The sequence below is a fragment of the Vibrio nitrifigilis genome, from assembly GCF_015686695.1.
In the GTDB taxonomy this organism is placed as follows: domain Bacteria; phylum Pseudomonadota; class Gammaproteobacteria; order Enterobacterales; family Vibrionaceae; genus Vibrio; species Vibrio nitrifigilis.
Window position 1 is genome coordinate 1347930 of sequence record NZ_JADPMR010000004.1, and the last position, 22562, is coordinate 1370491.

Consider the following 22562-nt stretch of genomic DNA (forward strand, 5'->3'; position numbering starts at 1 on the left):
GTGAGGTCGTTTTTCATCCTCAATTACAGTGGCATTTGTGATAATGCTTGGCTCTTTTTTTTGCGCCTACATGGAAGAGTAATAGATTTATCACTACAATTTCACAACAAAAATTTTACAATGTGAATTTTACAAAATGGCCGTGTCAAAAAGTTTGATTAGACAATCGCACTTTTTAGGGACAAAAGTGCGTAACTTGCGGAAACGTAATCACTTAACAATGGAAGATCTCTCAGCTCGCTGCGTGAGAATCAATCCAGAATACGCCCCTTCGGTTTCTTACCTCTCGATGATCGAGAGAGGTAAACGAGTACCGAGCGCAGAAATGCTCGAAGTCATCGCAGAAGTTTTTCAAAAGCCGATCTCTTGGTTTCTTGACGATGAACCCGCATATGCTGATATCACACCAAATAAAGGAAATCGTGGTGGTATCAATGGCATGGCGTTAGAACCCAGCTTTTTGTTTTCCAATGACATTCTGCAAATTGCTATTCCAGAAATGCTTTCACAAACAGGTATTACAGGAAGACAGTTTGCCCACTTGCTGATTCGAGCCCATCAAGAAAGTTTACAGAACCATTTTCCTGATTTAGAACGCGCAGCCGAGGACCTTGGTACAAAACGACTTAATCTCGATGTCGATGATCTGCTCGATCTAGCGCAGCATGTCGGGTTGACCATTCACTGGATGAAACGTCCTCCACAACAAGTGGTCGATGAATTAGGCATCAGTGCCAAACAGCTTGTGACATCTTTCTTTGAACCACCAGGCCACGTATACCTTAACGAAATGCTAAGGGCATATCCTACCCGCCTTAAGTACGATCTGGCGGTCTATATTGGCAATATCGTATTACACAGCAAAGATGGCCTGAAAAGTGTGTTAACGATTGGACATACCAACAGTTGGGAAGAAACGCCTCACGCCCCAAGTTCGACAGAGCTTAATTCTCAGGATATTTTGCAAGCATGGCGTGATTTTGAATCAAGTTTTTTCGCTGGAGCATTACTTTGTCCCAAAGTTCCTTTTCGACAATTGCTTGATCGCAACGGTTATGAAATTAGGGCGCACGAAAAAGCAGGGGTTTCCCCATCTGTTGCCATGCGTCGGATGACGGTTGTCTCGCCATATCCACATTGGCATTATTTTGATGCCTATGGAGAAGGTAAATTAAAAGCCGTTTACCGCGGCAATGGGATACCACTTCCCTGGGGAAACATGAGAACCGTTAACGATCCATGTCAACATTGGGCAGTATTTCGTCGCCTTAGTGCACCGCAAGCTCAAAGTTCAGCTCAAATTTCAATCTTAAACGTCGCCAACGAACCGCGTATCTATTGTTGTGAATCGATTAATATTACCGACGCAGCAGGCAATAATCGCGTTCTCTGTGCGGGCATCGATTTAAATCCAGCGATCAACGCTCAAGGTGGCGATGCATTGACTGTTGCAGCAGAGCTGCAAGCGTCTTGTGTAACAAAAGGCGGGACAACCCCCATTCCGGCACTGATTAAAAAAGATCTCCGCACCATTGCAAAAATCCTTAACATTAATTGGATTGAGCGAGGAATAGAAAGTGATGCTCGATTGATCTGTTCACGCGGGGCAGTTTGTCCAAGAAATCCAAGCTGCTATGGCAAATGTGATTCTCAGTAGAAGACCACGCAACATGACTGCCAACAGGGAAACGGAACAGGCTGATTTTGCTGACACTAGGTGCCCCAGTTATAACGCGGTTGTTGATGACGACACTACACAACTAAAGTGATGACGTTGGGCATTACCACAGGCAAAAAAAAAAGCCAATCGCAATACTTGCGGTTGGCTGTAGATATGTGTGAACAATTTGGTTCACTAACAACGTCAGTTGGCTAGGTGACCCTCGGCTTAATAAGGGTCGCTTAAACATATGCAGTTAGCGTGCCAACTTTTTAAAGCGATTAAAAAACCTGATTTTTACCCCTAAAGGGGCAAATAATGGTCTATTTACAACATCAGAGTAATCCATCTATTTCATATCGCCATTGCATTTTGCAAATATCGTCGCAAAATGCAATGGCACATTGCGTAAAAGATCTCTTTTTAATGTATAGAGTGAATCACATTTGCTTTCCATTTAAACAGCAAAGTATTTGGATAAGTTTACCGTGCGCCTGATTACGTATTTACTTGAAGTCCCATCAAGTAATCAGGTAGAGTTTTCATTCAATATAAAAAAGTCGGTGCCGATAATGACCAGGTCTTTGTTTAATGAACCTGAATGGATACCTATTCAGGATGGGCAGCTATTATGGTTACCTGAATTTTTGACGGCTGATGAGTCACAACGCTTTTATAATCAGCTTTCAGCCGCTGTTCCTTGGCGGCAAGAGCCTATAAGTATGTTTGGTCGCACCGTCTTACAACCAAGGCTACAAGCTTGGTATGGTGATAAAACCTACTCCTATTCAGGTTTGACGATGTCACCTGAACCTTGGATTTCCCCTCTGCTCGACTTAAAGCAACGTTGTGAACTCGTTGCTCAAACCTCGTTTAACTCGGTATTAGCCAATTACTATCGAGATGGCAACGATTCAATGGGGTGGCATCAGGATAATGAAACAGAACTCGGATTAAACCCGATAATCGCCTCTATCTCACTTGGAGAAACCCGCCGTTTTGTGCTCAAACATTTACATTGTAAATCTAAATATGAACTGGAACTTACCTCTGGCTCCTTACTCATCATGGCGGGGACAACTCAACATTTTTGGCAACATGGCATACCGAAAACTAAGCGAGCAAAGCACGGACGAATCAACTTGACGTTCCGCACTGTATATTAATCTATACGTTGAAAGGGAATGACCATTCCTGCCGTGATTGAGCTTGATCTAGTCCCGTTGATGAAGCTCTGCCCCCTGCATCTTGATGTCATTTGGGTATAAACAGACAGAGGGCTTGATATACCCTATCAAGCCCTTGCTATCATCAATCGCCTTATGCGGATTTTAATTTTGCGTGATGCCAAGTCGCAAGCATCTTAGGCAGTAAACCAGTGATGACTGTTGCCACAACAATCAGTGCCAAACCAATTATTTGCTTACTGCTGTACGACACATCAAAAAACAACATTTGCCATATCGCGGAGTACATCAAGTTGGTAAAAATTAACGGTGCCAACTGGGATCCAGAATTAGCAATCCGGTAGGCTTTGGCGCGAAATACTTGGGTGTTGATGACTAAAAAAGCGATGGCTAACACAGCGCCGACTATTAATGCACCATAACCCGTTTTGTCACCTGCTGGGGAGAACGAAATTGGTGAAGTGATTAACAGTGGTAACAGCACTAGTGAAGCCATCCCAAAACTCCATGCATTTATTTCTATTGTACGCATGTCACTTTTAGTCGCACGGTACAAACATAATTGAGAACCCGCATTAAAAAGTCCGGCTAATACTCCAATGAGTAGTTCAGGTCTCCAACGAATCCCTGATACGTCGCCAGCTAGCAACAGCACTCCGAGAAACGTCATAGCGAGTCCAACCAGAGTCAGCCCCTGTAACTTCACTCTAAAAAAGAGCTTCTCTAACAGAGGAATAAATAGTGGACCGGTACTAAACAGAACCACACTTTCAACTAAAGAGAGTGTTTGTAGCGAAAAAATAAAACATAGCTGGCAACCCGCCATGCAAAATGCTCGTAATACTAGCGGTTTTCGCATACTTGCCACGGGTAAACGACATTGAGTTACCGCCATAACGATAAACAACATTAAACCGGGAAGAAAAAATCGTAAAAATGTTAGCCATTGTGCAGAAATATCGACTGACAAATATTTCGTAATTAAGCCAGATAAAGATAAACTTAATGTTGAAACAAGCATAAAGCTCACAGCCAATGGCGTACTTTGCATAATAACTCCTCGTAAAACTGGAGCTATTATAAGAATCCCAACGGTAAATAAATAACGAGTAATAGTGAACAAACCTGTAAGAAAAACTTAACTATGAGAAAATTACTTCCGTTAAAATCACTCTATACCTTCGTTGCAGTAGCCGAAACAGGCAGTATGTCTAAGGCAGCAGAGGTATTGAATGTTAGCCACTCAGCGGTCAGTCAGGCTATTAAGTCGATAGAGTCGCAACTTAATCAAACCTTATTTAGTCGAGTCGGGCGCAACGTTGAACTGAACAATGCTGGCTACCGCTATTACAAAAAAATAGCGCCCGCTTTAGAGCAAATTGTGGATGCGACCGAAGCGATGTTGATTCAACCGAATACCAATCGACTGACAGTCAACATGATTAATTCATTAGCATTGCACTGGTGGATTCCACGAGTTCCAAAATTTCAACAGTTTGCCCCAACAATCGATATTCGTATGTCAAACTTACCTGGGCAATTTTCTTTGGAAGCAGAAGGCGTGGATGCCGCCATTATTCATGGAGTATTAGATGATTGGCAGGATTATTATTGTGAAAAACTCAGTGATGACCAATTAGTCCTAGTATGCAACCCTGATTTAATTAGTGAGGATACAGAACTTGAGGTAAGTCAGTTATTAGCTAAATATCCAACCATTGTTGTCACCGGTAAAAGAAGGATTAATGACTGGCCCAACTGGTGTAAAGCCAATGACGTCCCCCCACCAAAACAGAAAAATAACCTCAGTTTTGTTACGTCTGCACAGGCAATACAAGCGACCTACCGTCAATTAGGTATGTTTGTAACCCACAAAATATTTGTTCAAGAAGATTTAGAACAAGGAGGACTTATATCCTTAGGGAGTGCGGTCAAACATCCAACACAAGGATTTTATTTCACCTGCTTGCCGGAAAAGTTAAAACTAGAAAGTGTGCTTACTTTAAGAAGCTGGTTGCGGCACGAATTCAATCATTAATATTACATAGTAACGAAAACAACGCAGAGCACACAAAAAACCACAAACCAGCCCACGAACCGCCAGAGATAAGAGCGAGTTCTCCTTTCCACCTCTTGTGGAGAAATCGGCGCCATAGGATGATGTTCGGCTTGCTCTAGAGAAGATAGTCTTTCTTCTTGTTCATGAACCATATGCTCAAGTTCATGTCTTTTCTCCGCCTTTTTTGCGGTTTCCATAAACCGATGGAGCTGTTCATTGGTTAGATCCTCGTCCGGATTATACACATGCGGTTTTGGGGCACGGTTTTTAATATTGGGCATAAATCACCTCCCGAACAACACTCTCCATTATTTTAGATCCCAATAAGCATCGACAGTTCCACCTAAGTCTTACTTTTGATAGAAATCATAATATACCTCACCAAAACATATTCAAAATTTTCGAACATGTTTCTCAAAAACAGTGGCTCTTCATTTGTTTCAGAGCACTCTAAAATATCAGGGTAATCAAATAGGAGGCAGTTATGAGCCAATACAGAGAAATTCGTCAAATTATTCCCGCACAAGATACATCTGATGGTGACGGAGTTAAGATTCGCCGAATCGCTGGTTTCAATAATGCAAATCTGTCTCCATTTTTGATGGTCGATGAATTGAAATCTGACGATCGTAAAGATTACGTCGGTGGCTTCCCTCCACATCCACACCGTGGAATCGAAACCCTAACTTATATGTTGGAAGGTCATTTTCAGCATCGCGATCATATGGGTAATGTAGGTGAACTACGCACGGGTGGAGCGCAGTGGATGGCAGCTGGTCGCGGAGTGATCCATAGCGAAATGCCAATCATGCAAGGTGGTCAATTACACGGCTTCCAAATTTGGATCAATCAACCAGCGAAAGACAAAATGTCTCCCGCTCGTTATCACGATTATCAACCAGAAACCATCACAGAATATCAAACAGAGTCTGTTGGATTAATGCGTGTGATGGCAGGACAAATCGTTGTCGATGGCGAAACGTTAACTGGCCCACTCACTGCGACTGGAACACCAGCAACCGTTGCGGATTGGCGAGCTACAGCAGGCTCACAGATGACTCTTACCACCAACGATTCACACAACGTAATGATATACGCCTATAAAAATGACTTAACCATCGGTGAACGTACGGTTAAACAGGGACAAATGGCGATTTTGTCGCAAGGCGAAAACATTGAGTTATCAGCCCCAAATGGTGGTGGCGCTTTGATTTTTGTAGGGCAACCAATCAATGAACCGGTTGTCCATTACGGACCATTTGTGATGAACACTGTTGAAGAAATACATCAAGCAGTCAACGACTATAACTCAGGCGTATTTGAAACATATTGATTGATTTCGCACGCAGATTAGCACTTGCGTTCGAATGTAAAGTTTAGAAAACATCAACAAATATCCATGCCAATTTGTTTGTTTTTCGACCACACAGTAGGCTCTACTCTGTGTGGTTTTTTTATTTTTAATAACTTTGGTCGAAAGTTTATTTCTATTTAATAATCAACAATTCGATCTATACTTATTAAATAAATACTCTAATATCTCCTTTCTTATTACTATTTTTTAATAGTAAATTGCTATCCAAAAACACAAAAAAATGTGAAACTATGCCGCGAAAAGTTAATAAAAACTAAAACGGAATAGTACAAATACCTACTACTTACGAGCTATTTCTTTATTTTTTATAATCAGTTACGATCTGCTCAAACCAGTTGTGGTCACTAACTCTAAATAAGTATTTATGACGCATTATCATATGAACCTATTAGAACATTAGTTAGTTAAAATTGAGCGAACGGTCAAATTTTCTTAAAAAACAAATTGATTAAAAAATAACCTTTCTTCAATCTTGCCTCAAACAAAATATAATAATGACCATTTAGGTTTTCGTTGACTAAAATATAATGGCTAGGCGAGGAATTACGATGTCAGTATCAACCAACCGGAGTCAAACACAGAGACCATTTAAAATGAGCAATCTGTTACTAAATGAGAAAGCATTTAAATTAATATTTATGGCATTCTCCATCGTAATCGTCGTTAGTTGCAGTATTTTGGGTTATGACGCATACAAAGCTTACATAAATCCAGAACACGTATACGGCAAATGGGTAGAGATTGGTGGCCCAAACTATAATAAAGAAATATTAACTTTGTCTGAAAAAGGGGTGTATAAAAACAACCACCTGATCAGCACTTCATTTCAGTTCAGCGGAAGCACTGTCACAGTCCGTACCGGGGGTGGTACAACAAAATACGAATTGGATGGCTCTGAAGATGCGCCACAATTAAAACGAATCAAACCCGGATCGCCAACTCAAGCGTTCGTTAAACATGGTTATGAAGCAGAACTGAAACACAAGCAGCAAAGTGGCTCTCAAGAGCGACGCTTAATCCTCTCTGAACATTTTAAAGAAGGGAAATAATGGCAAGCTAAACGTGGCATTATGAGAAAATAAACAGGTCATAAAACCAAAAGCTCGAATTCATCTTCGAGCTTTTTTATTTCGTACTTAACCCGTGAGAACATTATCTTCAGGATATCGAAGAAGTGTTGGTTCTGGACGAGCCAACATATAAGCAAGAGTCAAAGGCCCCAAGCGGCCAATAATCATAACGATAATTAAGATGCATTTGCCTGGCTCAGAGAGATGTTCGGTCAACCCTGCCGTTAGCCCTACGGTTGCAAAAGCGGAGATCGTTTCAAACACCACCTGCACAAACGTAGCTTTTTCTGTCACCATTAACAAAAACATTGCGATAGTCAGCAAAGCGCCACTCACCACAATAATCGCTAACGCTTTAGTGACCGTTGGCCAACTCACACTACGACGAAACATCACTACATCGTGCTTCTGACGCAGAAAAGCCCAAGTAGCCATAAAGGCAACAATGAAGGTTGATACTTTAATACCTCCCCCAGTGGAGGTCGCCCCTGCCCCAATTAACATCAGCAAGAGCATAACCAGCAAGGCCGGTTCGGTGAACGACGCGATATCCACACTGTTAAAGCCCGCGGTGCGAGCACTTGCTGATTGGAAAAATGCGGCTAACCATTGAGCTCCAATAGGAAGGTTGGCCATCGTATTTGGGTTATGATGCTCTAACAACCAAAACATCACCATACCGAAAAACAATAGCGCAGGAGTCGCCGTTAACATAATTTTGCTATGTAAACGTAAGCGATTCCATCCCCGAAATCCATTTGACCAAATGTCACCAATCACGGTGAAACCTAATCCGCCTAGAATAAATAAAGCGGCAAGAGTAAAAATAACGACAGGGTCATCGACATAACTGGTTAGACTATTAGAAAAAAGAGAAAAACCCGCATTATTAAAGGCTGAAACGGCATGAAATAGGGAATAAAAAAGCCCCTCTTTCCAGCCCATTTCAGGCACCCAACGATAGGCGAGAAAAGCCATGCCAATCAACTCACTGATATGCGAGAAGATAATAATCTTCTTAACTAGAGAACGTAAATTTACCCCCCCTTCTTGTCCTAATGCCTCTTTCGCTAAGGACTGCTGTTTCAAACTCAGACGAACGCCAAAAAGATAAAGTAATACGGCTGATAATGTCATCTGCCCCAAGCCGCCAATTTGCATCAGCAACAATAACAGTACTTGACCAGCCCGCGTAAAGTGAGTTCCGGTATCCACCACACCTAGACCAGTAACACTGATGGCAGAAGTTGCGGTAAACAGAGCATCTAGAAATCCTAGTCCTTGAATAGAAAATACCGGCAACATGAGAAGTAATGCAGCTGGGATAAGAACCGCCAGAAAACTCAAAAATATAATGCGTGGTTCGTTAGCCTTTTTCGATTTCTTATTATTTTTAAAAGAATAGAAATGGCCGCCGTATGACTTCGGCATCATAGCGCTTTTAACCTTTTAGTCAGCTCTTTTTGTGGCCCTACAACGATCAATAAATCACCAATTTCCAATTGAATATCAGATGCCGGTGTCGGGGTAATTTGAGCACCGCGCTTAAAGCCCAAAATCATAATTTCTTTGTCTTGGCTAAATGGCAGTTGACCAATTTGTGATCCCATCCAACGGGAGCCAATAACGATTTCTGTCATGGCTAAACCACTACCCAATTCTTGAAACTCCAGTACTCTTTTATCGAGCATCTTTCTCGCGACTCTAGCACCCATATCACGTTCAGGCATAATGATATGGTCGGCTCCAATCTTCTGCAAAATTCTAATGTGCGCTTTGTCGTTAGCTTTAACCCACACAGATTTGGCCCCTGAATCTTTAATTACCAGAGTAGCTAACATAGAAGCATTGACGTTTTCGCCAATCGATACCATCACCATGTCATATTCGTTGAGCTTAAGCTCTTTCACCGTTTCTTCATGAGTACAATTCGCTACAATCGCTTGCGTAGCAATATTGGCAGCCATTTTTACCAACTCTTCATCTACATCAACAGCTAGCACTTGAGCACCTGAATCGACTAACTCTTGACAGACTGCTAAACCAAATCTTCCCAGACCAACAACTGCAAATTGCTTATCCTCAAAATTCATAATTCGCCTTATATTTGTTATTTTAACCGCAGTATTTATGCCTAAATTGCCAGCACATGGCAATACTGTATGACATTCAAATTTCAATATCCCCAAAAGGCGAGTGCAATTCGCTACTCGGCAGCCAGATGGATTGTCTACTCAATAATGATTAGTGCTTTGCCTAAGAACAAATTCATTCACACAGAAAGAGCACCTTGAGGCTACATGAGTATAAATTCTTACTCCCCGTATGTAGAGAACTCCCCCATTTTCTGATAGGTTTGAATGCGTTATTTTGTGGAGCCTAATTAAGCAGTATGAACGAATTATTACAAATATTACAAAAGTCAGACTATTTAAAAAACTTGGACAATAGCGTCCTTTTCATCACGTTGGCGAGCTTAATTACTTGGGGCGTTTGGCGCTTTGTATATAGTCGTTTACTCAACCTATCAGAACGAACAGCATTCCACTGGGATGATTTACTTCTACACGCATTAAAAACCCCCATCAGTACACTCATTTGGTGTTGGCCGGCGACAATTTCACTTGGTCTAATTTTGGAAGACCAAATAAAAGCAGAATTCAATTGGCTAACAACTTTAAAGCACTTGATGCTAATTACGATCTTCGTCTGGATTTTCATCCGACTGATTAATGAAGTCGAACAGCAGTTTCTTAGGGATAAAAAACGGGATGAAACCACAGTGCAGGCGATTGCGAAAGTCGCCCGCTTATGTTTCGTGGTGATCGGACTGCTCTCATTTATGCAGGCTTTTGGGCTGAGTTTATCTGGGTTATTAACTTTTGGTGGCGTCGGCGGTTTAATTGTCGGTCTTGCGGCTAAAGACTTACTATCGAACTTTTTTGGCGGCATGATGATTTACTTTGATCGCCCATTTAAAGTTGGCGAGTGGATTCGATCACCAGATCGCGAAATAGAAGGGACCGTCGAAAGAATTGGCGGGCGCATGACCATCATCCGTACATTCGACAAACGTCCTCTTTATATACCTAACTCAGTATTCAGTAATATCGTGGTTGAAAATCCATCGCGTATGCTCAATCGTCGTATTTATGAAACTATTGGTTTGCGTTATCAAGACAGCGATAAAATTCCTAATATCATCGATCAAATTAAGTTGATGCTAGAAAATCACCCCGAGATCGATGCACATCAAACGATGATTGTTAACTTCAGCTCGTTTGGTCCATCGTCGTTGGATTTCTTTATCTACACATTTACCAAAACAGTGAACTGGATTCGCTATCACGAAATCAAACAAGACGTACTATTACAAGTGATCAATATCATCAAAGAAAACGATGCTGATATTGCTTTTCCGACTCGTACGCTATTTGTTGAGCCTAACTCGCAAGCAGATATAGCTAATCAACCACCAGTACAACAGCAATAATAAAAATAGCCCTTCACAGATGAAGGGCTATTTTTTGCTTGGCAGCGTTAAGGAATAACGTCGTTACTCAGCCATTTCTAGGGCTGTATTTATGTAAACTTCGCGCAATTTAAGTGCGACTTCACCAGGTTTACCATTTCCGATTGGCTTGTCATCAATAGCGACAACCGGCCATACAAACGTCGTCGCTGAGCTAATAAACGCTTCTTTTGCTGCATAGGCTTCTTCAATGGTGAAGTGGCGTTCTTCAATTTTGAAATCAAAATCATCCGTCAATTTCATCAAAGATGCACGTGTTATACCATGCAAAATATCATTGCTAAGTGGCCTTGTAACAATCGTATTGTCATCGGTCACAATATACGCGTTACTTGAACCACCTTCGGTCACTAAGCCATTTTCAATCAACCAAACATCATCAGCATTGGCTGCATGTGCCATATGTTTAGCTAAACACGCAGGTAGCAACTGAGTTGTTTTAATATCGCGACGACGCCAGCGAATATCATCAATAGAGATAACGCGGATACCTGTGTCTTTCTTCGGACTGTCGATCAACGAACGAGACTGAGTAAACAAGACTAACGTTGGCTTAATGTCTTCGCTGTAAGAGAAATCACGATCGCCTTCATCTCCACGAGTTAACTGAAGATAAATCCCCCCTTCAACAAGGTTGTTTTTCTCTATTAACGCTTTTTGAATACCGGTTAGTTCTTCGCCAGTAACAGGAAGCTTAAGACCTAATTCTTTGCAAGAGCGTTCCAAACGAGCTAAGTGGCCAGCATTGTCAATCAATTTGCCGTTTAATACCGCAGTCACTTCATAGACTGCATCAGCAAACAAAAAGCCACGGTCAAAAATCGAGATGTGGGCTTTAGATTCGGCAACATATTCGCCGTTTAAATAAACTGTACGTTCCATCGTTTTCCCCTTAGCCCCACAACACGGTTGTAAAAGGCTTCATTGTGTTCTGTTCAAATTCAAACCCGTTATCGATGTCTTCACTCAATAATAAGGGTCCATCAAGGTCAACAACCTCTGCGCCTTGTGCCACGACAAACGCTGGCGCCATGCTTAATGAGGAAGACAGCATGCATCCCACCATCACTTCAAGACCCGCATCGAGTGCCGCCTGTTTCAAGGCAAGAGCTTCAGTCAACCCACCCGTTTTGTCGGTTTTAATATTGATCATATCGTAGCGACCAATCACTTTCGCCAAGCTAGCTCGGTCATGACATGATTCATCAGCACAAATAGGAATAGGTCGCTCTAACTCATCAAGCACGGCATCTTGATCCGCATGGAAAGGCTGTTCAATCATTGCCACATCCAATTTAATCAATTCAGGTATCAAGGCTTGATACACATCAGGTGTCCATGCTTCATTAGCATCTAATACAATCTTGGCATTAGGTGCACCACGGCGTACCGCTTTTACTCTATCCAGATCTTCTGGGCCACCTAATTTCAGTTTCAACAGTGGACGAAAAGCGTTATCTACTGCGGCTTGCTCCATTTTTTCAGGCGTATCAAGCGATAATGTAAAGGCCGTAATCAAAGCTTCAGGAGTGACATCAACACGTTGCCAAATAGTCTGGCCCGCTAACTTACATTCCAGATCCCACATCGCACAATCGACAGCATTTCGTGCAGCACCTGAATGCAATGCCTGTTGCAATTCTTCGCGGGTCATCCCTGCTTCCAGAGCAGGCACAACCCCTTGAATTTCAGCCATGACGCTTTCGCGCGACTCATCATAACGAGCATATGGAACACATTCTCCCCGTCCGATAACACCATCTTGTTCCAAGGTTACAATGATGGTTTCCGCTTGAGTTTTTGAACCGCGAGAGATCGTAAAACTACCACGTATTGGCCAGGTTTCAGTATCAACAGAGACCTTCATTACAGCTCCAATAAACGATCAACGATGCGAGCAACACCTTGGCGGAATGGGTCTACCACTGGTAGGCCAAGTTCAGATTCTACTTTATCCATGTAAGCAAGCGCTTCTTTCTCATCTAAAGCAGACGTGTTAACAGAAACACCAACGAATTGAACTTTTGGATTGGTTAAGCTTGCCGTTGCTAGGTTACGTTCCATGCATTCTTTCAAACCAGGTAATGCATAACCTGGAAGGCCACGCATGTGTTTACGAGTAGGTTCGTGACATAGAACAAGTGCATCAGGTTGAGAACCGTGAATAAGACCAGTCGTTACACCGGCAAATGATGCATGGAATAGAGAGCCTTGGCCTTCAATCACATCCCAGTGGCCATCACTGTTTTCAGGTGAAATTGTTTCAATTGCCCCAGAGATAAAATCGGCAACGACAGCATCAGCACTAACACCAGCGCCAGAAATTAGAATACCCGTTTGACCTGTTGCTCTAAAATCAGCATCAACACTACGTTCTTTAAGTTCTTTTTCAATAGCAAGCGAGGTGTACATTTTACCTACTGAGCAGTCTGTACCTACTGTGAGTACGCGTTTACCTGCACGTTTTTTACCACTTGCTACAGGGTAGGTTTGAGTTGGGAAGCGAACATCAAATAGCTTACAGCCATGTTTTTCCGCTGCCGCGACAAGCTCAGGGATATCGTTTAGTCGATTATGCAGGCCAGCAGCAATGTCCATACCTGATTCAATTGCTTCAACCAAAACACTGACCCACTCTTTAGAGATAATACCACCGCGGTTGGCAACGCCAATAACCAATGTTTTTGCGCCAGCTTTTGCCGCTTCGGCGATAGTCACATCGTCCAAGCCAATATCGGCGTGACAGTTTTCTAAACGAAATTGACCAAGGCATGCCTCGGGACGCCAAGTTTTAATACCCTGAGCTACTTTTGCAGCTAGTTGATCTGCAGCGTCGCCAAGAAAAAGCAAATAAGGTTGTTTAAGTTCCATCTTTTTATCTCCGCAAAGAAATTACTGGTGATTAATGTTGTTAATCTCGATTACATACAGTGCAAAATACATGACAATTAAAATGTGTAAATAGCATTAATTAATAGCCAAAAAAGCAATTTAATGCATATATACTCTTTATTTGCATAATTAACTGCATAAATATTCACTTAAACCCTAAACAATAGAAAGGTGTTTTATTCTAAATATTAGATATTTTATAGATTATTAAAAAAGAACAGTGTTAAAAATTTAGAATTAATGGTTGATATCCATTTTTTAGCCAATTTATATAATTTTGTAACTAAAGCACTTAAATAGTTAAATACGCCATTTCTCCAACACCTTTATTATTATTAAAACTTAGACATTAATCACATTTATTAAATAACCCAACATATTTAACGATTATAGTGATATTCTAATTTCGCACCAAAAATGACATTTTATGCAAAATTAATCACCAATATGGTGCATTTATGCAAGTTTAATTACCAAACTGACTAAAAGCATCATTAACACGAAAAGTAACATGAATCATTATTAAGTAATTTACAACCGAACAAAATAACAGTTTAAAACACTGCAATAATAAATTTATATGGAATTTTATAAAAATCATTTCACTGTTATTAGGTCTCTCTAATAGAATATCTCGCACCACAGTTGCATAAAGAGCAGTATTAGATCGCTCAACTATATATACAGATACAGACCACATCCTTTTGGTCTATAAATTGCAGTTTCTAAGGAGCAGAAATGCAAATCTCATCGTTAACCATGCAGAATACAGTCCAACTGTTCCAACATGTTCAAGTGAGCCGTTCACTATGTGTTGGCAACATTCTGCAACGGCTTACTTCTAAACGATGAATACAATAACTCCTAAAGAGGGACAGGGATGGAAACGATAACAGCGTTCGTAGGAACGATTGATGGAATAGTTTGGGGCGTGCCTATGCTCGTCATGATTCTGGGTGTAGGTATTTATCTCAATTTCGGCTTAAAATTCATGCCGATATTTAATATTGGACGAGCGTTCAAATTAATGTGGGGTGGTCGTACAAAGTCCGCTAACGGTAAAGGTGAAATTCCCCCGTTCCAAGCATTAATGACCGCAATGTCAGCAACCGTAGGGACAGGCAACATCGCTGGGGTTGCAACAGCTGTCTTTATTGGCGGTCCTGGTGCTCTATTTTGGATGTGGATGACAGCCCTTCTCGGCATGGCGACCAAATTTTCTGAAGCCGTTCTAGCTGTGCATTTTCGAGAAAAAGATAAAAATGGTTCATACGTTGGCGGGCCGATGTATTACATCAAAAACGGCATGGGCGAAAAATGGAAGTGGCTCGGAACGCTATTTGCCATTTTTGGCACCGTCGCCTGCTTTGGCATTGGTAATGGCGTACAAATAAACTCCATCGCTCAAGTTCTAAATACCAATTTTGACGCCTCACCACTGATTGTTGGCATCGTTGTTATGATTTTAGCTGGCGCCGTATTATTAGGTGGCATTAAACGCATTGGAGCTTTCGCAGGTGCTTTAGTACCATTTATGGCTGTCGCTTATGTCACCGGTGGTATTGTTATCTTGTTATCACATGTTGATATGATCTTACCCGCTATTGGCACCGTGATCAGTGAAGCGTTTACTCCTAGTTCAGCTCAAGGCGGTTTTGCCGGCGCAACCGTTTGGATGGCTATTCGCTATGGGGTTGCACGGGGCGTATTTTCAAATGAGGCAGGCTTAGGCTCTGCGCCAATAGCACATGCTAGCGCACACACTGACGACCCAGTCCGTCAAGGCCTGATTGCAATGCTTGGCACCTTTATTGACACAATTTTGATTTGTTCAATCACTGGCTTGGTTATCATTATTTCAGGTCAATGGACTTCTGGTGAATCAGGAGCAGCATTAACCTCTGCAGCATTCAATCAAATTTTACCTGGCATTGGCGGATATCTCGTCGCAATTGCTCTCGCTATTTTTGCCTTTACCACTATTGTCGGTTGGTCTGTTTATGGCGAACGTTGCGCCACTTATTTATTTGGTCACAAAGCGATTTTGCCATTCCGTATTATCTTCGTTTTGGCTCTGCCTGTTGGCGCCACCATGTCTCTCGATTTCGTTTGGTTACTTGGAGACACTCTGAACGCCATGATGGCCATTCCGAACTTAATTGCTTTGGCTGTTTTAAGCCCCGTCGTGATTAAGCTAACCAGAGGTTACTTTACTGCTGATAGAGACGAGAAAGCTGAAGAGCCACTGTCAACGAATAACTAGAAAATTAGCATATACCCAAGGATCCTTCCCTATCAGGTTGGTAGGGAAGTCATCGAGAAGAATCAGGAAAGATTATGATTACAGCACAAGCCATCATTGATTTAGGCGCTCTACAACACAATTATGCCAACCTAAAAGGTCGGTTAGACAACCAGAAATTGGTTGCTGTTGTAAAAGGTGATGCCTATGGACATAACGCCATAGAAGTTGCCAAAGCACTTCCTCAAGCAGATATGTTCGCCGTATCTCGTATCGAAGAAGCCGTAGAGCTGCGCAATGCTGGTATTCCACAGCCAATTTTGCTTTTAGAAGGATGTTTCTGCAAAGAAGATCTTGAAACTGCGGCAGAATTGGAGTTACATACTGCCATCCATTGTCAGGAAACACTCCGCGATCTTGAGAGTGCCGAACTTTCCAAGCCTATTTCTGTCTGGCTAAAAGTAGATACGGGCATGCACCGTATTGGCGTACAACCTCACGAAGTTTCAGACTACGTAAGCAAAATCGAACGAACCGGTAAAATTGCTGGTCATGTTGGCTTTATGAGTCACTTTAGCTGTGCTGATGATCTCAACTCACCTGCAACAAAACAGCAAATAGAACTGTTCAAAAAAGCCACAAAGCAGTATGCTGGTCCGAAAACATTAGCAAACTCAGCTGGAATACTCCTCTGGCAAGACGCATATTTTCAGGTTTGCCGCGGCGGTATCGCCATTTATGGCGTCTCTCCATGTGAAGGAGAAACAGGCGCAAAATACGGCTTAAAACCTGTAATGAGCCTGAAGTCTAAGTTGATAGCGGTTCGCCATCATCAAGCGAATCAACCCGTTGGTTATAGCCAAACTTGGACTTCACCTCGTGATACCATCATGGGTGTTATCGCGATGGGCTATGGTGACGGGTTCCCCCGCACCGCACCACAGGGAACACCTGTGTATATAAATGGACGCAAAGTTCCTATATCAGGACGTGTATCCATGGATATGATAACCGTTGACTTAGGTCCTAACTCTCAGGACAAAGTGGGAGATGACGTAGAATTTTGGGGTAATAATCTACCGGTTGAGGAAGTCGCAGCACATATTGGTACCATCCCATATGAGCTGATGATTAAGTTAACCAAACGTGTAGATAAGCGTTTTATTAAGTAATACCAATCATAATCATTCGACATTCAAATGATTATGATGGGCATTACCCTCAGAATTCTCAGGGAAAAGCTTCAGCCCTTTTCCCTGCTCTTATGTCAAGTAGTTCCGTCATATGAACGCCACTCTCAAAAAGAATGTCTGTACGAATAGTTCGTACAAGTACAAACTTTGCCTCTGAATCCGACCTATCTTCGTTAAGTAAGTTGTGAATCGGCTTACGAGTCTAAAGTGACATGCTTTCTGCTCGCTGAATCACAGAAAATTCTGTACGAAAATGGAGAGATCACAGATGATACTATCTAACCCCATTGAACAGCATAACTTGCAGTCTTTGTTCGAATCACTACTTGTTGATGCTGACATAAAAATCAATGGCTCTCGCCCTTGGGATGTAAAAGTTCTCGATGATCGCTTTTATTCCCTAGTATTTAGTCAAGGCTCACTTGGCTTAGGCGAAAGTTATATGGATGGTATGTGGGAATGCGAACAAATCGATGAAATGATTAATCGCGTGTTACGCCACGACCTAGAAGCCCACCTCGACAACAAAGCGAAATTTAAAATCGGTTTGAACGTCGCAGGGAGCAAATTGAAAGATCTGGTAAATCCTCAAAGTATTTCTCGAGCTAAACATGACGTATCATCACATTACGATTTGGGTAATGATCTGTTTAAATTAATGCTCGATAAGCGAATGACCTATACCTGTGGGTATTGGAACCACGCAGAAAACCTCGATGAAGCACAAGAAGCTAAACTTGACCTCATTTGCCGTAAAGCCGGCCTAAAACCAGGTATGCGTGTTCTTGATATCGGCTGCGGTTGGGGCAGTTTTATGAACTATGCTGCAGAAAAGTATGGCGTCATTTGTGATGGCTTAACTTTATCGCACGAGCAAGCCGAATTAGGCCAGCAAATTGCCGACGAAAAAGGCTTAGCGGTGAACTTTCTTCTCCAAGATTACCGTGAATACCATCCAAAAGAAAAATACGATCGAATTGTCTCTGTCGGGATGATCGAACACGTGGGTCCAAGTAACTATGACGAATACTTTACCTGTGCCAAACGCGTGATGAAAGACGATGGTATTTTTGTTTTACATACCATTGGTGGTAAAGAATCTTCTGATAAAACTGACCCTTGGATTGATAAGTATATTTTCCCTAACGGCGTATGCCCTTCCTTCGCTCAATTAGCACAAGCCGTCGAAAATAAGTTTGTTGTTGAAGATGTACATAACATTGGTGAAAGCTACGACAAAACACTGGTGGCTTGGTGCGAAAACTTTGAGAAAGGCTGGCCCCAACTTGCTGAAAAATATGGTGAACGCTTCAAGAGAATGTGGCGTTACTATTTATTAAGCTGCGCGGGTGCGTTTCGCTCTAGAAACATCAATGTTTGGCAGTTTGTTCTGACACACGAATGTTTAAGCCAACCCCACTACATTCGTCAATCATAATGTTTACCTGTATCTAAAACGCAAAGAGGCCAGTAAATGGCCTCTTTTTAGTAGTATACCCAAGTAACCTCAAGATGGATTATTCGTCCAAAGCCCATTCATCATCCACTTCATTTCGGTTACGTGGATCCGGTTGATGTTCCGCAATCCAATACAAACCAATCATCATTAAGCAAAAGACGAAACACAAACCATACAAGGCTTGAGCACTTCCCAGATGAATCAAAAACCCTCCGACAAGCGGTGCGGCCGCAAATCCGAGTGAATATAAAGCCGCTGCGCCAAAGTAGGAACCACGTAAATGTGCTGGCGCTAATCTATCAATTTGTACACTTAATGTTGGGAAGGTAATGACTTCACCCAGCGCCAAAATAAAGGCTGACAAATACCACCCCATCGGCCACTCAGCAGACGAAAATAGAAATCCTATTTGAGATACTGCCACCAGCACCATGCCTAATCGAGTGCGAGCAAAAAGTGGGACACGCTCCATTAATTTCAGTAATGGAAACTGAAAGACAATAACGGTAATGGTATTAACCATCACCAAGCCCGCCACCAACTTGGCTGCATCAGGAAGGCCAGAACGTACGATGACCTGTTGCAGTGAACTGTCGACCTGCCCATAGACAAACATCAAAAAAAAGTTCGCCACCATCATCTTCACAAACAGTCCATCACGTGAAATAACGGATAACGTTGCTTTGAAATTAGGAAGCTGTTCATCAATAAACGCACTTGAATGACGTTGAGAAGGCAGAGTCAAAAATAACACAGCCCCATATCCCAGATACGTGATGCTGGTCAGTAAAAACAAGCCCTGCGGATGCGATAGAGCAGCAGTAATGCCAATTAATGGGCCAATCGCTCCGCCAGCGTTTATCAAGAAATATCTGAGATTTAACCCGAGTTCACAGTCTTTTTTATTCTCGAGATGGTCACTAATCACCGATTTAGCAGGTGATTCAATCATGGGACGCGCAATCCCAACCCCCACGATTAATAACCCAAACTGCCATAGTTCTGTGGCAATACCAATGCCGCCATAAGACAGCATGGCACATACTGAGCCAGCCACCATTACCCATTTTCGACCAAAGCAGTCCGAAAGGTATCCGATATACAATCCCCATAACGTACCAGTAATGGTACTTGCAGCGAGCATAATACCAATTGTAATTTCACTGGCATGAAAGTCTTGATAGAGAATGACAATTAAAAAAGGCCAAGACATAAAAAAGGTTGTTCGAGTTAGTAGTGTTCCTACTAATACTGCCCATACTGGTTTTGAAAATCGTTGTACCCTATGCCACTTAAATAGTGACTCTGAACCGACTGACATGACTTCTCCGCTAACTGCCCAGTAACCACTTGGGCGTAAAAAACCCAGCAGCGGCACTGCTGGGTATAGATAATATGCTTAGGAATGAGTGATTAAGTAAGCTTATTTTCTCAAAGCATTCAATTTTGCTTGGGCTAAACCAAAGATAGTATCCACTGGATAACTGCCATCTTGAGTCGCCACGCCAGCTTCTTTGCCCGTGAAAATTTCGATCGCTTCAATAACATGATCCACAGCCCAAATGTGAAATTCACCTTTTTCTACGGCTTTGACAATGTCAGCACGCAACATGAGGTTATGCTGGTTCGCACGGGGAATGATCACGCCTTGTTTATCATGGCGACCTTTAATAGTACAGACGTTGAAGAAACCTTCAATTTTTTCATTCACGCCACCAATTGGCTGTGACTCACCAAACTGATTCATAGAGCCAGTGACGGCAATATCCTGACGATTAGGATGTTTGGAGAACGCCGACACTATGGCACAAAACTCAGCCATGGTTGCACTATCACCATCCACACCACCGTAAGACTGTTCAAACGTAATGGTTGTGGTTAATGGAACGCGGGCTGTACGGCCAAATACGGAATTAAGGTAAGCAGATAGAATCATCACCCCTTTCGAGTGCAAACTACCACCGAGATCGACACTGCGTTCAATATCGATAATGTCCCCATCTCCATAAGAGGTCGTTGCCGTAATGCGGTTTGGCGCACCAAACGCATAATCGCTAGTCGCTAATACCGATAGTGCATTGACTTGGCCGACCGCTTCCCCTTCGGTTTGTATCAATGTAGTACCGTTAAGGAAGGTCTCCATCACTTCTTCTTGAATGCGATTTACCCGCAGCTCTTGATTATGCAACGCTTCATCAACATGGCTTTGCCGAATCATATTCGAGTTTGCCTGTTTGGCGACATAGTTCGCTTCTCGCAACAAATTCGCAATGTGCGCCGCATGCAATGAGAGTTTATTCTGGCTCCCCGTAATACGAGAACTGTGTTCAATGATGCGACCAATCGCTTTACGGTCGCAATGCAACAAACTGTTATCGTGCACCATGCTTGAAATTAAACGAGCGTAGTGCAGTTCTGAATCTGAGGTACGTTTCATTTCATCTTCAAAGTCCGCCGTAACACGGAACAGTTCACCGAACTCTGGGTCGTAATGGGTGAGCAGTTCATAGGTACGATAGTCACCAAACAAGATGATTTTAACGTTCAGAGGGATGGGTTCGGGATCTAATGACACGGCGCCTGTTAACGTCACCTCTTTTTCCAATGAGGTGAAACTGAGCTGTCGGGCACGCAACGCACGTTTAAGGCCATCCCACACATAAGGCTGCTCAAGCACTTTCACCGCATCCATCAATAACACACCACCGTTGGCTTTGTGCAAACTGCCGGCTCGTATCAATGAAAAATCGGTAAAGACCGTTCCTTTATATGTTGCTGTTTCAATATAGCCAAATAGCGAGTGGTAGTTTGGGTTCTCTTCTACAACAATAGGGAAATCATCAGAATGACGGCTTACCAATACGTTAACTTTGTAACGACGCGGCATACGCTTATCTAACGACGCGGATGAGAGTTCAGATTGTTCATTACTTTCTTCCAAAAAGATATCGACATTTTCGATGATGTCTTTTTGTAAGTCGCTAAGGTACGTCTTTATTTCCGTATGTTTGCTGTACTCTTTTTTGAGCTCTTTAATAAAATGCCCGATCACACCTTGAGTGACTTCATCATTCAGTTTTTTGTTCTTTTCACTAAAGTCTTCTTCCCATTCGGTCAGTTTACGCACCACATTACGCAATTCGACTTCCAAACCATCAATCGTATCACTGAAGTACAGCTGCTCTTTTTCACTCAAGGCGTTAAAGGTTTCTTCAGTGTGCATTTCCTCACCGTTCATGGCGACAAATTGATAGTCTCCTTGCGGTGTAATCGTCAGGCTCACTCCTTTTTCTTTAGCCAGTTGAGTCACAGCAGCTAATTCGCTTTCTTGTTTTTCAGCTAACTGATTTTTCAGTTTTTCCGAACGGCTATAGTAAATTTCATTATCAAAAGCGAGAGGGATCGCTTTCACTAGGCGTGTTATCAGTTTCTCAATATCTTGACGCAGCTTGGTGCCAACACCACAAGGCAAGCGCAATACTTTCGGAATACGAATGTCATCAAAGTTGGCGACATAACACCAATCATACAACGCTTCACTGTTGTGCTTATTACGATTTAAGTAACGTAAAATCATGGTACGTTTACCTAAACCGTTACGCCCTATCGCATAAATGTTGTAGCCTTTTTCACGGATAGACATGGCAAATTCAACCGCTTTTTGCGCACGTTCTTGGCCAACGATTTCATCGATTGGCGGCAATTCTTTGGTTGATTTACACGGCAGCATTTCTAGGTCAGCGACCTGATAGAGCTGCTCAGCTTGCAGAGCCCGAATAGCCATCGCACCCCCTCCTTATGTTGTTATGATTATTGTTGTAGTCTAATTTTAGGACAAAAGCATCGATTATTTAGTGACTTACCCCCTACGCTTGTTCAAACGGACAATGTTT

Annotated in this window: 18 protein-coding genes; 9 read left to right on the forward strand and 9 right to left on the reverse strand. The window is 42.3% G+C overall.

Features of this window, described 5'->3' with window-relative positions:
• Nucleotides 1–136: 136 nt before the first annotated feature.
• Together I1A42_RS22435 and I1A42_RS22440 are read left to right on the forward strand one after the other, a co-directional pair.
• Entirely contained in the window at nt 137–1657 is a 1521-nt protein-coding gene (locus I1A42_RS22435) for a DUF3612 domain-containing protein (protein ID WP_196125129.1), read from the forward strand.
• Nucleotides 1658–2232: 575 nt separating this feature from the next.
• Nucleotides 2233–2826, forward strand: coding sequence for an alpha-ketoglutarate-dependent dioxygenase AlkB family protein (locus I1A42_RS22440; protein ID WP_196125131.1), 594 nt, complete (start codon nt 2233–2235; stop codon nt 2824–2826).
• 154 nt (nt 2827–2980) lie between these two features.
• Here I1A42_RS22440 and I1A42_RS22445 read toward each other — a convergent pair whose 3' ends face one another.
• Nucleotides 2981–3898: a DMT family transporter gene (locus I1A42_RS22445; RefSeq protein ID WP_196125133.1), complete on the reverse strand. Its 918-nt coding sequence runs from the start codon at nt 3896–3898 to the stop codon at nt 2981–2983.
• Between the two features lie 93 nt (nt 3899–3991).
• On the opposite strand from I1A42_RS22445, the gene I1A42_RS22450 reads away from it, so the two are divergent.
• Nucleotides 3992–4885 (forward strand): LysR substrate-binding domain-containing protein, encoded by an 894-nt coding sequence (locus I1A42_RS22450; RefSeq protein WP_161153278.1) that lies wholly within the window; start codon nt 3992–3994, stop codon nt 4883–4885.
• Between the two features lie 2 nt (nt 4886–4887).
• On the opposite strand, the gene I1A42_RS22455 is transcribed toward I1A42_RS22450, so the two are convergent.
• Nucleotides 4888–5187: a hypothetical protein gene (locus I1A42_RS22455; protein WP_161153279.1), complete on the reverse strand. Its 300-nt coding sequence runs from the start codon at nt 5185–5187 to the stop codon at nt 4888–4890.
• Between the two features lie 203 nt (nt 5188–5390).
• Here I1A42_RS22455 and I1A42_RS22460 point away from each other — a divergent pair, with 203 nt between their 5' ends.
• Together I1A42_RS22460 and I1A42_RS22465 are read left to right on the forward strand one after the other, a co-directional pair.
• The gene (locus I1A42_RS22460; RefSeq protein WP_196125135.1) at nt 5391–6239 is read left to right on the forward strand and encodes a pirin family protein; all 849 of its coding nucleotides are present in this window, start codon (nt 5391–5393) and stop codon (nt 6237–6239) included.
• Nucleotides 6240–6829: 590 nt separating this feature from the next.
• On the forward strand, nt 6830–7330 hold the full coding sequence (locus I1A42_RS22465) for a DUF2850 domain-containing protein (RefSeq protein ID WP_196125137.1): 501 nt from the start codon (nt 6830–6832) through the stop codon (nt 7328–7330).
• An 87-nt stretch (nt 7331–7417) separates the two neighbouring features.
• Here I1A42_RS22465 and I1A42_RS22470 read toward each other — a convergent pair whose 3' ends face one another.
• The gene (locus I1A42_RS22470) at nt 7418–8785 is read right to left on the reverse strand and encodes a TrkH family potassium uptake protein (RefSeq protein ID WP_196125139.1); all 1368 of its coding nucleotides are present in this window, start codon (nt 8783–8785) and stop codon (nt 7418–7420) included.
• Nucleotides 8782–9444, reverse strand: coding sequence for a potassium channel family protein (locus I1A42_RS22475; RefSeq protein WP_161153283.1), 663 nt, complete (start codon nt 9442–9444; stop codon nt 8782–8784). Before I1A42_RS22475 ends, I1A42_RS22470 begins: the two co-directional genes overlap by 4 nt.
• A 299-nt stretch (nt 9445–9743) precedes the next feature.
• Between I1A42_RS22475 and I1A42_RS22480 the strand changes: the two genes are divergently transcribed.
• Nucleotides 9744–10844 (forward strand): mechanosensitive ion channel family protein, encoded by a 1101-nt coding sequence (locus I1A42_RS22480; RefSeq protein ID WP_196125141.1) that lies wholly within the window; start codon nt 9744–9746, stop codon nt 10842–10844.
• A 63-nt stretch (nt 10845–10907) separates the two neighbouring features.
• Here I1A42_RS22480 and I1A42_RS22485 read toward each other — a convergent pair whose 3' ends face one another.
• From I1A42_RS22485 to dgcN, 3 genes are read right to left on the reverse strand one after another with little or no spacing between them, the layout of a single operon-like run.
• Entirely contained in the window at nt 10908–11765 is an 858-nt protein-coding gene (locus I1A42_RS22485) for a D-amino-acid transaminase (protein WP_196125144.1), read from the reverse strand.
• Nucleotides 11766–11775: 10 nt separating this feature from the next.
• Nucleotides 11776–12750 carry an N-acetyl-D-Glu racemase DgcA gene (gene dgcA / locus I1A42_RS22490; RefSeq protein WP_161153286.1) on the reverse strand — a complete coding sequence of 325 codons (975 nt, stop codon included), beginning with the start codon at nt 12748–12750 and terminating at the stop codon, nt 11776–11778.
• Nucleotides 12750–13754, reverse strand: coding sequence for an N-acetyltransferase DgcN (dgcN, locus tag I1A42_RS22495; RefSeq protein WP_161153287.1), 1005 nt, complete (start codon nt 13752–13754; stop codon nt 12750–12752). The genes dgcA and dgcN overlap by 1 nt, the downstream gene beginning before the upstream one ends.
• A gap of 901 nt (nt 13755–14655) precedes the next feature.
• On the opposite strand from dgcN, the gene I1A42_RS22500 reads away from it, so the two are divergent.
• The 3 genes from I1A42_RS22500 to cfa all read left to right on the forward strand — a co-directional run bounded on the left by I1A42_RS22500 (nt 14656) and on the right by cfa (nt 18648).
• Nucleotides 14656–16038: an alanine/glycine:cation symporter family protein gene (locus I1A42_RS22500; protein WP_161153288.1), complete on the forward strand. Its 1383-nt coding sequence runs from the start codon at nt 14656–14658 to the stop codon at nt 16036–16038.
• A 74-nt stretch (nt 16039–16112) separates the two neighbouring features.
• Complete coding sequence (gene alr, locus I1A42_RS22505) at nt 16113–17189, forward strand: alanine racemase (RefSeq protein WP_161153289.1); 1077 nt, start codon at nt 16113–16115, stop codon at nt 17187–17189.
• Between the two features lie 289 nt (nt 17190–17478).
• Nucleotides 17479–18648 (forward strand): cyclopropane fatty acyl phospholipid synthase, encoded by a 1170-nt coding sequence (gene cfa, locus I1A42_RS22510; protein ID WP_161153290.1) that lies wholly within the window; start codon nt 17479–17481, stop codon nt 18646–18648.
• Between the two features lie 79 nt (nt 18649–18727).
• Here the strand turns inward: cfa and I1A42_RS22515 are convergent, their stop codons facing one another.
• Both I1A42_RS22515 and I1A42_RS22520 read right to left on the reverse strand, forming a co-directional pair.
• Entirely contained in the window at nt 18728–19990 is a 1263-nt protein-coding gene (locus I1A42_RS22515) for an MDR family MFS transporter (protein WP_161153291.1), read from the reverse strand.
• 102 nt (nt 19991–20092) lie between these two features.
• The gene (locus tag I1A42_RS22520) at nt 20093–22453 is read right to left on the reverse strand and encodes a Lon protease family protein (protein WP_161153292.1); all 2361 of its coding nucleotides are present in this window, start codon (nt 22451–22453) and stop codon (nt 20093–20095) included.
• Nucleotides 22454–22562: the final 109 nt, after the last annotated feature.